The organism is Polycyclovorans algicola TG408, from assembly GCF_000711245.1.
GTDB lineage: Bacteria > Pseudomonadota > Gammaproteobacteria > Nevskiales > Nevskiaceae > Polycyclovorans > Polycyclovorans algicola.
Map to the genome: position 1 here is coordinate 190037 of NZ_JOMH01000001.1, position 15625 is coordinate 205661.

14 protein-coding genes are annotated in these 15625 nt (G+C 65.2%); 2 read left to right on the forward strand and 12 right to left on the reverse strand.

Annotation, left to right across the window (positions count from 1 at the left end):
* Positions 1-214 precede the first annotated feature (214 nt).
* From U741_RS0100845 to U741_RS0100855, 3 genes are read right to left on the reverse strand one after another with little or no spacing between them, the layout of a single operon-like run.
* Positions 215-1693 (reverse strand): glycerol-3-phosphate dehydrogenase/oxidase, encoded by a 1479-nt coding sequence (locus U741_RS0100845; RefSeq protein ID WP_084154582.1) that lies wholly within the window; start codon positions 1691-1693, stop codon positions 215-217.
* 5 nt (positions 1694-1698) lie between these two features.
* Positions 1699-2595, reverse strand: coding sequence for an alpha/beta fold hydrolase (locus U741_RS0100850; protein WP_029888603.1), 897 nt, complete (start codon positions 2593-2595; stop codon positions 1699-1701).
* A complete protein-coding gene (locus tag U741_RS0100855) occupies positions 2592-3311 on the reverse strand; it encodes an MliC family protein (RefSeq protein ID WP_029888604.1) in 720 nt (239 codons plus the stop codon). Before U741_RS0100855 ends, U741_RS0100850 begins: the two co-directional genes overlap by 4 nt.
* Positions 3312-3467: 156 nt before the next feature.
* On the opposite strand from U741_RS0100855, the gene U741_RS0100860 reads away from it, so the two are divergent.
* The gene (locus tag U741_RS0100860; RefSeq protein WP_029888605.1) at positions 3468-6800 is read left to right on the forward strand and encodes a transglutaminase family protein; all 3333 of its coding nucleotides are present in this window, start codon (positions 3468-3470) and stop codon (positions 6798-6800) included.
* 97 nt (positions 6801-6897) lie between these two features.
* On the opposite strand, the gene U741_RS0100865 is transcribed toward U741_RS0100860, so the two are convergent.
* The 5 genes from U741_RS0100865 to U741_RS0100885 form a co-directional block, all read right to left on the reverse strand.
* Positions 6898-7284, reverse strand: a complete 387-nt coding sequence (locus U741_RS0100865) for a BON domain-containing protein (protein WP_161776078.1) — start codon at positions 7282-7284, stop codon at positions 6898-6900.
* A gap of 93 nt (positions 7285-7377) precedes the next feature.
* The gene (locus tag U741_RS0100870; protein WP_052378370.1) at positions 7378-8763 is read right to left on the reverse strand and encodes a GTPase/DUF3482 domain-containing protein; all 1386 of its coding nucleotides are present in this window, start codon (positions 8761-8763) and stop codon (positions 7378-7380) included.
* 376 nt (positions 8764-9139) lie between these two features.
* Complete coding sequence (locus U741_RS0100875) at positions 9140-10519, reverse strand: DUF2868 domain-containing protein (protein WP_029888608.1); 1380 nt, start codon at positions 10517-10519, stop codon at positions 9140-9142.
* 42 nt (positions 10520-10561) lie between these two features.
* Entirely contained in the window at positions 10562-11365 is an 804-nt protein-coding gene (speD, locus tag U741_RS0100880; protein WP_029888609.1) for an adenosylmethionine decarboxylase, read from the reverse strand.
* Positions 11366-11480: 115 nt separating this feature from the next.
* The gene (locus U741_RS0100885; RefSeq protein ID WP_029888610.1) at positions 11481-11900 is read right to left on the reverse strand and encodes an OsmC family protein; all 420 of its coding nucleotides are present in this window, start codon (positions 11898-11900) and stop codon (positions 11481-11483) included.
* 170 nt (positions 11901-12070) lie between these two features.
* Here U741_RS0100885 and U741_RS0100890 point away from each other — a divergent pair, with 170 nt between their 5' ends.
* Positions 12071-12700 carry a cyclic nucleotide-binding domain-containing protein gene (locus U741_RS0100890; protein WP_052378371.1) on the forward strand — a complete coding sequence of 210 codons (630 nt, stop codon included), beginning with the start codon at positions 12071-12073 and terminating at the stop codon, positions 12698-12700.
* Here U741_RS0100890 and trpC read toward each other — a convergent pair whose 3' ends face one another.
* From trpC to U741_RS0100910, 4 genes are all read right to left on the reverse strand, one after another.
* Positions 12701-13501, reverse strand: coding sequence for an indole-3-glycerol phosphate synthase TrpC (gene trpC, locus U741_RS0100895; RefSeq protein WP_029888612.1), 801 nt, complete (start codon positions 13499-13501; stop codon positions 12701-12703).
* Positions 13502-13508: 7 nt separating this feature from the next.
* The gene (gene trpD / locus U741_RS0100900; protein ID WP_029888613.1) at positions 13509-14546 is read right to left on the reverse strand and encodes an anthranilate phosphoribosyltransferase; all 1038 of its coding nucleotides are present in this window, start codon (positions 14544-14546) and stop codon (positions 13509-13511) included.
* On the reverse strand, positions 14543-15127 hold the full coding sequence (locus U741_RS0100905; protein WP_029888614.1) for an aminodeoxychorismate/anthranilate synthase component II: 585 nt from the start codon (positions 15125-15127) through the stop codon (positions 14543-14545). Before U741_RS0100905 ends, trpD begins: the two co-directional genes overlap by 4 nt.
* 107 nt (positions 15128-15234) lie before the next feature.
* A complete protein-coding gene (locus U741_RS0100910) occupies positions 15235-15618 on the reverse strand; it encodes a VOC family protein (protein WP_029888615.1) in 384 nt (127 codons plus the stop codon).
* Positions 15619-15625: the final 7 nt, after the last annotated feature.

Here is a 15625-nt window from a genome sequence, read left to right on the forward strand (position 1 = left end):
TGTTTTCTCATCTTCCTGCAGTCAGGCCGAAGAACCGTCCGAACCCGGGGTCGCCGGGAAACGGTACTTCTGCCAGACGCAGCCAGATACTAGCGCGTCCGAGCGCCACGACAAGCCGGTCACGCCCCGGCGATGCGCGTCGGGATGACCGTTCGTCGCACCGGGCGCTTTTCGTCGCGACAGCTGCTGTTTTTTTAGACAAATTGGGCCAGATTTACCTGCCGACAATCAGTCGAAGCGGCATACGTCGGCGCAGGACGTCTGCCTCGCTGCGCGCCATTTCATGTGACTGCGCGAGTGCCACCTCGGCACGAATGAACGGCGCGTCGGGGTGAACCCGTTGCGCGAGGCCACGGTCGCCTTCAATCAGCGTCAGCAAGGCCTCGACGCCGGTGCCATGGCGCAGGGCGCAGGTGTGTGCGGCGTGGGCATCGACGCCGGCCACCAACAGCTCCGCGCGGGCCGAGCCCAGCCACACCGCGAATGGCAAAGTCGGCGTTCCCGGCAGCGGTGTGACATCGGTTTGGCTCGCCCGGTCATGGCCCAGCCGCTGGGCAATGTCGTCAACAATGCCCACAGCGTCGCAGCGGGCCGTGGTGTACTTGCCGCCCACGCTCACCCAAACATTGGGCTGCGGCTCGATCACCGCGAACTCGCGACTGACCGCCGACAACGACGCAGCATCGGCCTTCTGCAACGTCCGTGTACCGGCAAATGCACTGATGACGTCCCCTCGCGACCAGCCCAGACCGGGCATGGCGGTGGCCACGGCACGCAACAGGTAGTGAATTTCTTCTTCGGTTGGCGTGGCGTCTTCAACCCGGCTGATGGTCTGCTCGGTGGTGCCGACCAAGGTCCGCCTGTACCAGGGAATGACGAAAAACACGCGGCTGTCTTCAGCGGTGAGCAGGAAAGCCTGGGTCACGCCGGGAATCTCAGGCATGACGATGTGCGTGCCCTTGATCAGCTCGACCTCGGGAGCGCTGTCGCCCATCAGGCGTAGCGCCCAGGGTCCGGCGGCATTGAGCACCGCGCGTGTCTTGATGGTGAAGGTTTCGCCGTCGGCCTCGGCGCGCACCTCGGGCGACTCACCCGCATCGATCGACAGCGCGCGGACGCCGTTGGCGCAGACCGCCCCGTGGCCGTGCGCAGCGGCGGCCACCACCAGGGTCATGCGCGCATCGTCTTCCTGGCAGTCGCCGTAGCGGAAGGCGCCCACCAACCCGTCGCCTTGCAGAAACGGAAAGTCTTGCCGCACCCGCTTGGGCCGGTAATAGCGGTGCCGGCGCACCGGCGGCGACAGGCCGGCCATCAGGTCATAGAGCGTCAGGCCGCAGGACAGCATGAACGGCTGCGCGCGGCTGGCCTTGAACACCGGCAGCATGAAGTCCAGCGGTCGCACCAGATGCGGGGCAATGCGGCTCAGCACGCGCCGCTCGCGCAGCGAGTGCTGCACCAGTCCGAACTTGTAATGCTCCAGGTAGCGAAGGCCACCGTGGATGAGTTTGCTGGACGACTGCGACGTGCCGGCGCCCCAGTCGGTCTGCTCGATGAGCGCGACGCTGAGGCCGCGCTGCGCCGCGTCCAGCGCCGCCCATGCGCCATAAATGCCGCCGCCAATGACCAGCAGATCGAATGATGTTGCCCGCAGGCCGGCCACGTCACGGACGAAAGGAAATGCAGAACGAATCACAGGGGTCAGGGCCGGTCAGCGATGGATTTGAGGAAAGCACGAATGAGGCCAGCAGTGGCCTCGGGCGCATCCCAGTGGAGCATGTGGCCGGCTTCGGGCAGGGTCTGCACCTCGCACTTGGCCGCCTTGGAGAACGCCGCATAACGGCGCGGGCGCTCGGATTGCTCGCCCGCACTGTGAAACACCGAGCGGCCGGCCTCAATGAACAGCACCGGCGCGGTGACTTCAGCCCACACGGCCTCGCTCTCGGCGAGACGGTGCAGCGTCGGCATGTTGTGCAGGTGCTTGGGGTCGGCCAGCAGACGAATCTGCCCATCGTCATCGGCTGCGCCCCAACTGTGGGCGACGAAAAGCGCCCAGGCGTCGTCGAGCTGCGGATGCTGCGCCTTGACCCGCTGCGCCAGCGTTTCAAAGTTGGCGTAACGCTTCGGCGGGCGCGGCTTGGCCACCTGTTGCAGCCAGCGCCGATACTGCTTCGGGGCCTTGCTGGCCGGCGAATCCGGCAGCAGCAGCCCATCCAGCAGCACGAGGCTGCGCGCCTTCTCGGGCTGCGCACCGGCGTACAGGCTCAACACCTGCGCGCCCATGCTGTGGCCAACAAAATGCAGGTGCTCAGGCGCACCTAGGGCGGTCAACAGCGCGTCGACATCAGCCAGGTAATTGGGAAACCAGTAGCCGTCCGCGGGCCAACCGCTGAGGCCGGTGCCACGCCAGTCCGGCGACACGACGTAATGGTCTTCAAGCAGGCCGGCGACCAGCGGACCAAAGCTCGCCGAGCAGTCGAGCCATCCGGTGCCCAGCAGCAGCCAGGGCCGGGCAGGATCACCCCAGCAGCGGACGTGGTGGCGGAGGCCACGGAGCTCGAAAAACCGGGACTGGCTGTCAGGCGGACGAATCATCATTCTTGTGCATAGTGGCGGCCGCAGCCGCGTAGGGTTAGATCATCAAGCTGCACGGTCACGACCACCGGAAAGCGGTCGCCGCTCATCGTGTCGACGCAAGGGCCGGGCGCGACCCGGGCCATGACCTCGCGGTCCAGCGTCTCGTAACTGAGGCCGTCACTGCGGCGCCGCGCGTGCCAGATTTCTTCGTTTTGCCCCATTCGTTGCAACCGAAGACGCTTGCCATCGGCTCCGTTTTCGACGGTCAGGACCCACCCCGGCTCCTGGCCGACGGCGCGCAATTGCGCCCCATCAGCCTGCGCCTCGGCCCACGGTGGCCGGGTGTCGCTGGGGCGGCACTGCAGCGTGTCACCGTCGATGGACAGTCGGGCCTCTTCGCCCTTGCTCCAGAACTCGGTGAGGGGCGCCTCGCCCACTAGCGCGCCGCGATAGCGAGCACCCGACGCGGACGGCGAGGGTTCAAGCCAGCGGTCGCCGCCGGGTAGCGCCAATTGCAGCCGGCCTTGTCCCCCGGTTTCAAGGCGAGTTTCGATGCGCAGATCACCACATTGCCAAGCACTCGGCGAGCCGAGCGCTGGCGGCGATGCAGGATTGCCGACCGGGTTGGCCACAACCGGCGCCGTGGCATCGGCCGCTGGCCCCGGCACGTCGCGGCACGCCGACAGCCCCAGCACCATGGCCAGCCAAAGACCGCGCGCGATAAAGCCGCTTTGCATCAACCCCCCTGAAAATGATGGACGGACGCGGCCAGCAGGTCACATCCCCGTGTCAGTATGACGGCTTGCGGGCGTCCGCTCCCGGGCATCCGCCTCGCACTCTTCAAATCTCGCTGGCACTGAACTTGCCAGCGAATTGCATCAACGGATGCCCCCATGACCCTGCACGTCAAGCTGCTGCATAAAACGCGTTACGACTACGACAAGCGCGTGACGCTGTCACCGCAATTGATCCGCCTGCGCCCCGCACCGCATGGACGCACGCCGGTGCTCGGCTACAGCCTGCGGGTGTCGCCGGACCCGCATTTCGTCAACTGGCAGCAAGACCCGTTCGGAAACTGGCAGGCCCGGGTAGTGTTCCCCGAGCCGGTCAAGCACTTCAAGGTCACCGTCGACCTAACCGCCGACATGGCGGTGATCAATCCCTTCGACTTTTTCGTTGCGCCCGAGGCCGAGGTACTGCCGTGGCAATACGATCCGCAGCTCAAGGCCGAGCTGAGCCCCTACCTGAAGCCGCAACAGCCCAACAGCACCCTGCGGCGCTTCATCAAGTCGCTGGACCTGAGCGAGCCGGGCACGATCAACCGGCTGGTCGCGATCAACCAGCAGATTCAGGGCGCCGTGCGCTACCTCATTCGCATGGAGCCCGGTGTTCAGACGCCGGCTGAAACGCTCACCCTGGGCAGCGGTTCGTGTCGCGATTCGTCGTGGCTGATGGTGCAGGTGCTACGCCACCTCGGCTTTGCGGCACGATTCGTGTCGGGCTACCTCATCCAGTTGGTCGCCGACCAGAAATCACTGGACGGCCCCAGCGGCACCGACCTGGATTTCACCGACCTGCACGCCTGGGTTGAGGTCTACGTGCCCGGCGCCGGCTGGCTGGGACTGGATCCCACCTCGGGTCTGTTCGCGGGCGAGGGGCACATCCCGCTGTCCGCCACGCCATCGCCCGCATCAGCCGCGCCCATCACCGGGTTGGTTGAGCCCTGCAAGGTGACCTTTGATCACGAGATGGCCGTTCAGCGTATCGCTGAAACGCCGCGCGTCACCAAGCCGTTCAGTGACGAACAGTGGGCCGCCATCGATACGGTTGGTCTGCAGGTCGATGCCGATCTGGTGGCGCAGGACGTGCGCCTTACCATGGGCGGCGAGCCCACCTTCATTTCACTCGACGACCCGCAGGGCGATGAGTGGAACACCGCCGCCGTGGGCCCCACCAAAGAGCGCCTCGCCTACAACCTCGCGCGCCGGCTGGCGCAGCGCCTGGCGCCGCAAGGCCTGCTCACCTATGGCCAGGGCAAGTGGTATCCAGGGGAGCCTCTACCGCGCTGGGCGTGGACCGTCTATTGGCGACGTGACGGGCAACCGCTGTGGCGTCTGCCACCGAAAGATCTGCCGGGTATGGCCAACCTCGACGGTGCCCAGCGTTTGACCCATGCCATCGCCGCGCGATTGGGTGTGAACGCCGAACATGCGATGCACGCCTATGAGGACCCGGTGGAGGCCCTGCTGCGCGAGCGACGCCTGCCGCACAACCTCGACCCCACCGACCCTCGTCTGGCCGATGCCGAGGGCCGCAAGGACGTGCTGCGCGCCTTCGAGTCCGGCCTCAACCAGCCCACCGGCATGGTGCTGCCCGTCCAGCGTTGGCAGGCCGCCGCGCGCTGGGTGAGCGAACGCTGGAAGCTGCGCGGCAAGGCGCTGATGCTGATTCCGGGCGACTCGCCCGTCGGACTGCGGCTGCCACTGGACAGCCTGCCGTGGCAACCGCCGGAAGAGCGTGAGCCGTTCATCGCGGTCGACCCCGGCGCAGTACCCACGACCTTGCCTGCAACCGACCCACGCCGCCAGCCGTTCCTGCGCGCCCAGGCGGGCGATGCGACAGTGCCTCGGGCCATGCCGCAAAGCCGCACGTCCGAGGCGGCGCTGGGCGCGCATGTCAAAAACGGCCTCGGCGAGGCCAACCATGTGCGCACCGCCCTGGTCATCGAGCCGAGGGGCGATTACCTGTTTGTGTTCATGCCGCCGGTCGAGCGCCTTGAAGACTGGCTGGACATGCTGGCCGCCATCGAGGACGCGGCCGCCGAGTCGGCCTTGCCGGTACGCATCGAAGGCTATCCGCCGCCCACCGACCCGCGTCTGGATTCATTGAAACTGACCCCCGATCCCGGCGTGATCGAGGCCAACATCCAGCCTGAGGCCAGTTGGACCAGCCTGCGCGACAACATTCTCGGGCTCTATGAAGATGCCCGGCTGTCACGCCTGGTGACGCAGAAATTTCTCATCGACGGTCGCGCGGTCGGCACCGGCGGTGGCAACCACATCGTCGTCGGCGGCGCGACCCCGGCAGACTCGCCGTTTCTGCGGCGGCCCGACGTGCTGGCCAGCCTGCTGCGCTATTTTCAGCACCATCCGTCGCTGAGTTACATGTTCTCGGGCCTGTTCATTGGCCCGACCTCGCAGCATCCGCGCGTCGACGAAGCCCGCGACAGCGCGCTGGCCGAACTCGAGTTGGCCCTGGCGCAACTGCCTGGCCCGGATCAATGCCCGCCGCCGTGGCGGGTCGACCGCGCGCTGCGCCACCTGCTCACCGACCTGACCGGCAACACCCACCGCGCCGAAATCTGCATCGACAAGCTGTACGCGCCCGAGTCGGTGACCGGGCGCCTGGGCCTGGTTGAGTTCCGCGGCTTTGAAATGCCACCACACCCGCACATGAGCCTGGTCACGCAACTGATGATTCGCGCACTGGTGGCGTGGTTCTGGCGCACGCCGTTCACCCGGCCACTCAAATACTGGGGCACTGCGCTGCATGACCGCTTCATGCTCGGGCACGACCTGTGGAATGACCTGGGCGAGATCGTCAGCGACCTGCGCGGCGCCGGGTATCCGTTCGAACATGAATGGTTTCGCCCACAGTACGAGTTCCGCTTTCCGCTGCACGGCACCCTGCGCATGGGCACGGCCGAAATGACCGTGCGCCACGCACTGGAACCGTGGCCGACCCTAGGCGAAGAACCGGGCGCCGGCGGCACCGCGCGCTACGTCGACTCGTCGCTGGAGCGCCTGGAAATCACGCTGCGGCACATTGACCTCGATCGTTATCAGGTGCTGTGCAATGGCGTGCCGCTGCCGCTGCGACGCACCGGGGTCGACGGTGAATCGGTGTCCGGCGTGCGCTATCGCGCTTGGTCGCCGGCAAGCTGTCTGCACCCCGCCATCGGCGTACACACGCCGCTGGTGTTTGACCTTTACGACCGTCATTGCGGGCAGGCGGTGGCCGGCTGCACCTATCACGTTGCGCATCCCGCAAGCCGTAGCTACGACACCTACCCGGTCAACAGCTTTGAGGCCGAAGCGCGTCGCCTGTCGCGATTTGTGCCTATGGGTCATACCCCTGGGCCATTCCGCCCCACGCCGGTACCGCCGCTGGGCGCATCGCCCTGCACGCTCGATCTGCGCTGGGTCAGTGCCGCGCAGATGCATTGAAACGTGGAATACCCGATAACAGGATGGCCATAAAAAACCCCCGGAGCATTATCGCTCCGGGGATTTTATTCAAATCAATGAATCATACGATTGGCGATTACGGTGCCGACAACTCGTTATGCACGGATTTCACACCATCGACATCGCTGACAACTTTCTCGGCCAATTCAACTTGGGCGTCATTCTCAACATCACCGGTCAGGGTGACGACGTTATCGGTTGATTCAACGCTGATGTCGATCGCGCTGAGTTCCGATTCGAGCGCCAGCACTGACTTCACCTTCGTGGTCAGCGCAGCGTCAGAGACGTAATCGCCGGTCTTCTCGACCGCTGAATCATGGTCGTTGGCCGTCGCGAACATCGGCGTGGCCATCAAACCAATTACTGCCGCAAACATCACATTTTTCAAATTCATTAGAAACTCCTTTATTGAACTTCGCTGACAGTTGATTAACCTGTCGGCTGGGCTATGGCGATAGGCCATGAACGACATCCTGACAAGTCGCGATGAATTGACGGTTAATTGAGAATGCCAATCAATTGAGAAGATGCTGATTCAATCATCGAGCGCAACAAATTAATCACTGTGCGCTGAAGATTCTCGCGCTGTGTCACCCAACACGGTGATGAGCCTTGCCGTTACGGCACTTACATCCGCTTCATTCGGTGCCCGCGTTCCGCTGGCTTCTGCGACGCTGCCACTGTGACGGGCCCGAAGCACGGCATCGCGCAGCGCGATGCCCGGCCACCCTTGCGCATTGCGGGTGGACACGGGCCCTTCGGCCGCATGCCCGCGACGCAACAGCGCGCGCAACAGGGCAACTTGCCGTGCCGCCAGCAGGGCCAACGTCGACGGATCGGCCACCAGCACCTGATGGCCACGCAGTCGATCCAACCACGGGCGACCGAAGGTTTGCGCGCCGCTCCAGGCCGCACCCAGCCCTGCACCGAGCGCGGTGGCCGCGCCCAGACTCATGCCGCCCAGCGCGGCATCCACGGCAAACCCCGCCGCGCCACCGGTCGCGGCAGCCGATCCGGTGCGAATGCCGAACGCACGCAGGGCTTCAGGATCCAGCGGGTCCAGCGTCCAGCGACCTTCGGTGAGCGGCAGCTCGGGCGGGTGGTAGGCCTGCAGGTCGAACTGGAACAGGGCCAGGACCGCATCGACACAGCGCTGCTCGGACGCCCTGACCTGATGCCGCAAGCCTTCGGTGGCCGTCGCAGGATCGGCATCGAGCGGCACCTCATGGCGCAAGCCCGCCACCTCGACCAGCATCACGGCCACGGCGCGGCAGGCAGCGAGCGTTAGCGCCTCGCGCTCGGCGGTGCGCGATTGCGTCAGCCGCTGCAGCCCGGCGCGGTGTGGCTCCAGCAGCGTGGCGAGCTTGTCGAACAGCGCCTGCTCGGCGACCGCGTCGTAAACCACCGTGTCGAAGCTGCTTTGAACATGCAGGCCCATTCGCGCCAACTGGCTGCGCCAGCGCTCGACGTCGGCCTCATCGCTGGCGACGAAATTCAACACCGGCATCAACGGCCGGCCGCAGGCGTTGAGCAGACGCAGCTCGTCGCGATGCTTGGCCTGCACCGGCTCGCGTGCGTCGATGACGTACAGCGCCGCGTCGCTGCGCAGCATCTGCCGCAAGACTTTGGCCTCCTGCTCCCAACGGCCCTGGCCATGGTCGCCGGCGAGAAAGCGTTCGATCCCTGCCACCGGATCGGTCGCATCGGGCAGTGCGGCCAAGGCTTCGGCAACACCGCTGGCGTCTTCAAGCCCGGGGGTGTCGAACAGCGACAGCATCGGCGCGCCGTCGCACAGCAACGCCACGCCGGCGACGTCGCGGGTGCTGGCCGAACGCGCCGACACCACGCCAAAGCCGGTCTCGCGCGTCAGGGTGCGCAGCAGCGAGGTTTTGCCGGTGTTGGTGTGGCCGACCACGGCGATCTGCAGCGCGGCGTCGGTCATGGGTTGGCCTAGCAGCCTGTCAGACTTGAATGCGCGTCCGCGCCGGAGGTCGCTTTTGCGCAGCACAAGGAAGGAGCGACGCGCTGTACTTGACGTACAGAAGGAGCGATGGACGCGGTGATGCGCAAAAGCGGCCCCGGCCAGCGACACGGTGCCTTCGCGCAGCGAAGTGGGTGCGGGAGCTGGCCGATCCGGTGCCTCCCGCACCCGCTGCTGCGCAGACGCCGTGTCGGCGCCGGCCCTCCAGGTGGCGCCCCATTTTCCGCCTTGCGGCGTTGCTCCTTCGTTATTTGGAACAACCAAATCTCCTCAGTCGCGCCTTGTCAGGCGAAAAATGGGACTGCCACGCGGACCCGACTTCAAGTCTGACAGGCTGCTAGGGCCATCGCAGAGGTTGATTGTGGATGCCAGCACGCTGGGCCAACGCCTGCCAGTCTTCAAGTCGTTGTGCACAGTGATCGGCGCCGCGCGCGGTGAGGCGGTCGACGCCGACCAAAAGCAGATACACCGGCGCGTGCGCCGCCTCAGCCAATGCGGCGATGAAGCGTTCGGCACCCCGGTCAGGCGACATGGTGGCGCGCGCCAGCACCACCACCGGTCGCCGGGGTTGCTCGGTCACCGCCGCCACGGCCGATTGACGCGCAGCGGCGGTATCCGTCGCGCCCAGCCACTGCCACTGAATGCCGGGAATGGACGGTGGCGGGTGATCTCCGGCGTCATCCAGCCAAAGCCCGAGAACGGCGCCGGTGGGCAGCCGGGCGGCCGACCGGACTGCGGGGGTCTGCTGCGGCAGCGCCGTCGCCGGGTCGACCACACCCAAGGGTTGGTGGTCGGGCATCAGCCGGCTGCGCAGGCGCGCGAAGCCGCTGTGCTGGAGATCACGGCCAAAGCGGGCCTGCGCCCGCCACCACAGTCCGCCGCAGATCAGCAGCGCCAGCAGACGCGGTGCGACCCCGTAGATCAGCACGGCGGCGAGTAGCCATTGCGCGCCGGCCTGGCCGGCAACCGTCCTGCCACCCTCGTCGACAAACAGGGCGTCAACCGGCACCCCCAGCGCCGCCGGGGCAAACGACAGGGCGCGCACCCACTCGGCGACAGTGGCCGACGCCAGCAAGGTGGTGTCCCATGACAAGGCGTAGGCACGCACGCTGAGCAAAAGCAGTAGCGAAAGCCAGCCGGTGAGCGCGAAGCTCAGCCACGCCGCGTGGCTGAGACTTGCAGCCAGCCAACGACCGCTGGCGCCCCCGCCCAGGATGCCCAGTGCGGCGCGGTGGGTGTCATCGGCGCGATCAATGGCACCGCCCGAGAGCCTCGACCACAGCGCCATGACCCCGCGCCCCAAGCCCGGCGAGACACGCGGCGACACCACAAGCAGCATCAGCCAAAGCATCAACATCAGCAGATTGCTGCCGACCAGCAGTATCAGCACCAGCGGCAGACTGGCCGGCGGACCGGTGTCCAAGGCAGTGGCAGCGGCAAAGGCGCCGGCGACACCGGCCAACAGCACCAGCAGCAACATCACGGCGATGCCGCGACTCATGACCTGCCGGATCGCGCGCTGCAGGGCTGCGGCATCCGGCAGGGCAGCGGCCCGCGCCAGGATTCGCCGAGTCAGGGCACCGCCCGCCTGTCGCCCCGCAGCGTCGGCCTGCGGCACGTCGGCGGGATGGCCGGCCGCTTCTTCACGCACGCGCACGACTTCGGTCAGCAGGCGGTCTGCCAAACGCGGCGTGGGGGTGGAATGGGTGCCGGTCATGTCCGGCACTTTTAGCGCAAACCGGCTTAGGCCGCTGCGACCCTAGCGCTGAATATTGCGGCCGTAGAAGATTTCCTGAATCTCATGGTCGACGCGCGAGCGGATTTTCTTCGCTTCGCGGGCGCCCATGTCGGCGGCGCCTTCGCCAAACAGGTAGGTGTCGAGATCGAGTTCCTTGAGGCACATCTTGGTATGAAAGATGTACTCCTGATACACGTTGACATCGACCATCTGATAGCGCCGCTTGATGTCAGCCGCGATGAAATTCTGGATGGAGTCGATGTTGTGATCGATGAAGTGCTTCATGCCGCGCACGTTACGGGTGAAGCCGCGCACCCGGTAGTCCATCACCACGATGTCGGACTCAAAGCTCTTGATGAGGAAGTTCAGCGCCTTCAGTGGCGAAATCTTGCCGCAGGTCGACACATCGATGTCGGCGCGGAAGGTCGAGATACCGGCGTCCGGGTGAATCTCGGGGTAGGTATGAACGGTGATATGGCTTTTATCAAGGTGCGCGACCACCGACTCCTTGTCTTTCTTCTTGCCCGGCGTCGGCAGTCCGTCGAGGTGACCTTCGGAGATCAGCATGGTCACTGACGCGCCCTGCGGTTCGTAGTCCTCGTGGGCGACGTTGAGCACGTGCGCACCGATGATGTCGGCCACTTCGGTCAGGATGCTGGTGAGTCGCTCGGCGTTGTATTGCTCGTCGATGTACTCGATGTAAGCCTGCTGCTCCTCACGGCTGCGCGCATAGCAGATGTCGTAGATGTTGAAGCTCAACGACTTGGTGAGGTTGTTGAAGCCCAGCAGTTTCAGGCGTGAATTGCTGGTGGGCTTGGGGGTCAGCTTCTTGGGCAATGCAGGCGTCCAATAGGTGAAATGGTGCACGCCCGGCAGGTCCGAACGCACTTCAAACGTGCAGGATTATAGGTTTTTACGTCAACCTGATGACGCGCGGTCTTCAGGACGCCCTGATCTCATAAGAATGCGTCATTTTGACGCCGGCGCGCCCCAACATGATCGAGGCCGAGCAGTACTTCTCGGCCGAAAGTCCGACCGCACGTTTCACCTGCACCTCACTGAGTCCTTCGCCGCTGACAATGAAGTTCAGATGGATGTCGGTGAACACTGCGGGCTCGGTGTCGGCACGCGTGCCTTTGACCTCGACCTGGCAACCAACCACCGGCTGCCGCGCGCGCTTGAGAATGTAGACCACGTCCACCGACGAGCAGGCCCCGACCGACATCAGCATCAATTCCATCGGCCGCGGGCCCAGGTTACGACCGCCGATGTGCTCGGGGCCATCGACGACCAGCGAATGGCCGCTACCCGACTCCACCCGAAATGCTGCGTCCTCAATCCACGTGACCTTGGCGTCCATCGTTGTCCTTGTCCACTGTTCAGTACCGGCGGTCATTGTCCGAGATCGGCGACTTTGCTGCTGGCATCGGCCAGCGTTGATTCAGGAAGCGGGCGGCACCCTCCGTCCTCACAGCCCTCGCTAGGCCGCACTACAAGGACTTTCGCGTGACACTCTTCAACTCCCCCGCAATGCAGGCTTTCCTTCAGCAAGCACGTAAGCGCAGCGTACCGGCCAAGCGCACGCTCCTTCGATCAGGCGAGGCCCCGACGCAGGTCATGTGGGTGCTCGAGGGCTCGCTGAGCGTGGCCCTGGAAGCCGCCGACGGGCGCGAAGTGGTGCTCGGCTACCTAAACCCCGGCGACTTCTGCGGCGAAGCCAGCCTGTTTCCCGATCATCACCTGTCCAACACGGTGATCCGCACCCGCCGCGTCACGCTACTGGCCGAAATGGGGGCCGAGCAATTCCGGGCGTTCTGCAACGAACACCCCGAGACCCTGTTCGAGATTTCCCGACACCTGGCCGCAAAGGTCCACGACTGCGGACAACGCATCGCCGACCTTGCGCTGCTGAATGTCAGTTCACGCGTCGCCCGCACCCTCGAAAGCCTCGGCAGCAGCCCCGACGCCACCCTCACCGCGCGGGGCGAGGTCTCGGTCAACATCAGCCGCCAGGAACTGGCGCGCCACGTCGGTTGCTCACGCGAGATGGCCGGCCGCGTCGTCAAGCAACTTGAAGCCGACGGCGTGCTGCGCACCGAAGGCCGCACGCTGATTCTTGCTGACCACAGCGCCAATGCGCAGAGTGCCTCCGCAGCCTGATCACTCAGCCCCGATCAGTCCCGCCAGCGCTTTTCCGGGATCGGGCTGACGCATCAGCGATTCGCCAATCAGAAAACGTCGCACGTCGGCATCCATCATGCGTTGCACGTCAGCGCGCTCGGCAATGCCGGACTCGGTGACCACGGCGATGCCCGGCGGCACGTCAGGCAACAGTTCGAGCGTGGTCTCAAGGCGCGTTTCAAAGGTGCGCAGGTTGCGGTTGTTGACCCCCAGCACCCAGCCGTCTTTCAGGTTGGCTTGATGCACCAAGGCCAATTCTTCGGCGTTGTGCACTTCCACCAGCACGTCGAGTAATGATTCACGCGCGCAGGCATGCAATTCATTCAGCTGTGCGGCGGACAGGCAGGCGGCAATCAGCAGCACGCAGTCGGCGCCAATGGCGCGCGCTTCGAGCACTTGCAGGGTGTCGACCAGAAAATCCTTGCGAATCACCGGCAGTGTGCACGCCGCCCGTGCCGCCACCAGAAAGTCGTTGTGGCCCTGGAAGAATCGCTGGTCGGTGAGCACCGACAGACAGGCGGCGCCGCCAGTCGCGTACTGCTTCGAAATTGTGGCGGGGTCGAAATCCGAGCGAATCACGCCCTTGCTGGGGCTGGCCTTCTTGATTTCGGCGATCACTGCCGGGCCTTGCGAAGCCCCGTTCTCCAACAGCGCGATGAAGCCGCGCACGGCGGTGGCCGCGTTGCCGAGCTCGATCAGATCACGGGCGTTGGTGCGGCGGCGCAGCGCGGCAATCTCGTCACGCTTGACCTCAATGATGCGTTCCAGAATATCGGTCATTGGCCGATCACCCCTTGGCCCGCGCGCGGGTCGCGGTAATCAGCGCATCGCACTTGGCCTTTGCGGCGCCGGACGCCAGGGCTTCACTGGCCAGCGCAATGCCAGCGGCAATGTCGGCCGCCAGCCCGGCGGCATAAAGCGACGCCCCGGCATTGAAGCGCACGATGTCGCGGTGCGGGCCAGGTCGGTCGGCGAGCACATCACGAATCCGCGCGCAGGACTCTCTAGCATCGGCCACGGCCAACTGCCGGGTGCCGGCCATCGGCAAGCCGAAGTCTTCGGGGTGCACGTCGTATTCGCTGACCACGCCGTCGCGCAGCTCGCCGACGCGGGTCACGCCGCCCAGGGTCAGTTCATCCAGCCCGTCGCGGCCAAACACCACCAGCGCGCGTTCGGCGCCCAGGCGTTGCAGCACCCGCACCTGGATGCCCACGAGGTCTTCGTGAAACACGCCCATGAGAATGTTCGGCGCGCCGGCCGGATTGGTCAGCGGCCCGAGAATATTGAACAGGGTTTTCACGCCCATCTCGCGGCGCACCGGGGCCACCGCCTTCATCGCCGGATGATGATTCGGCGCAAACATGAAGCCAATGCCGGTTTCGGCCAGCACGTCGCTCACGGCCTCTGGCGGCAGGTCGATGGCCACACCAAGGGCTTCCAGCACATCGGCACTGCCCGACTTCGACGACACGCCGCGGTTGCCATGCTTGGCCACGCGCGCGCCACAAGCCGCGACCACGAACATCGAACAGGTGGAAATGTTGAAGCTGTGCGAGCCGTCGCCGCCGGTACCGACGATATCGAGCAGCGGCCCGCCCTCAGACGTCACCTCGACTTTGCGTGAGAACTCGCGCATCACCGCGGCTGCGGCGGCAATCTCGCCCACGGTTTCCTTCTTCACCCGCAGGCCGATCATCAACGCGGCCATCATCACCGGGCTGACCTCGCCCTGCATGATGGCGCGCATCAGCGCGGTCATTTCATCGGCAAAAATCTCGCGGTGTTCGATGACGCGTTGCAGCGCCGCCTGGGGCGTGATGCTCATGGGTAAGCCTCCATGAAGTTCTTCAGCAGAGCATGGCCGTGCTCGGTGAGGATGGACTCGGGGTGAAACTGCACGCCCTCGATCGGCAGGGTCTTGTGGCGCAGACCCATGAGTTCATCAACCTCGCCGTTGTCGGTCACGGTCCACGCCGTGGTCTCGAAACAATCCGGTAGACCCACGCGGTCGACGATCAGCGAGTGATAGCGCGTGGCCGTGTAAGGGCTGGGCAAGCCTCGAAACACGCCCTGGTCGTTGTGCACCACCGCGCTGGTCTTGCCGTGCATCACCTGCCGCGCGCGCACCACTTTGCCGCCGAACGCCTGGCCGATGGCCTGGTGCCCGAGGCACACACCGAGAATTGGAAATTGCCCCTTGAGCCGGTCGATCAACGCCAGACAAATACCTGCTTCGTCCGGCGTGCACGGTCCCGGCGACAGCACGATGTGACGGGGCTTCAGCGCCGCCACCTCATCGACCGTGATCTGGTCGTTGCGGTGCACCACCACCTCGGCCCCCAACTCGCCGAAGTATTGGACGAGGTTGTAGGTAAAGCTGTCGTAGTTGTCGATCATCAACAGCATGGGTGGCGACTCAGAAGTAGGGACCTTGAAAGGGCCAACATTGTCGCCGAGTTCGCGGTCGAAGGCCTGTTGCCTCGCATGCGCTGCGAGGCAACAGGCTGTCGTCCTTATTCTGCCGCGAAGCAGTACGCGCAGAGCTTGTTACCGTCCGGGTCACGCACGTAGGCGCCGTAAGCGGTGGGAGTGAAGGGGCGCGGGCCCGGCGCGCCTTCGCAGGTGGCGCCAAGTTCCAGCGCTTTGGCATGAAACGCGCGCACAACTTCGCGGCTGCTGGCGGCGAGACCCACCGTGCCGCCGTTGGCGTGGCAGGCCGCCTGTCCGTTGACCGGCTTGGTGACCATGAGCTGCGGCGCATCAAGGCCCCAGATCGAGGCGCGGTCTTCCATGTTCATCAGGCGCTTGGCGCCCAGGGTGGCCAGCACGCCGTCATAAAACGCGCGCGCCTTGGGCAGATCGTTGGTGCCGACAACCACGTGCGTGAGCAAGCTCATGACATCT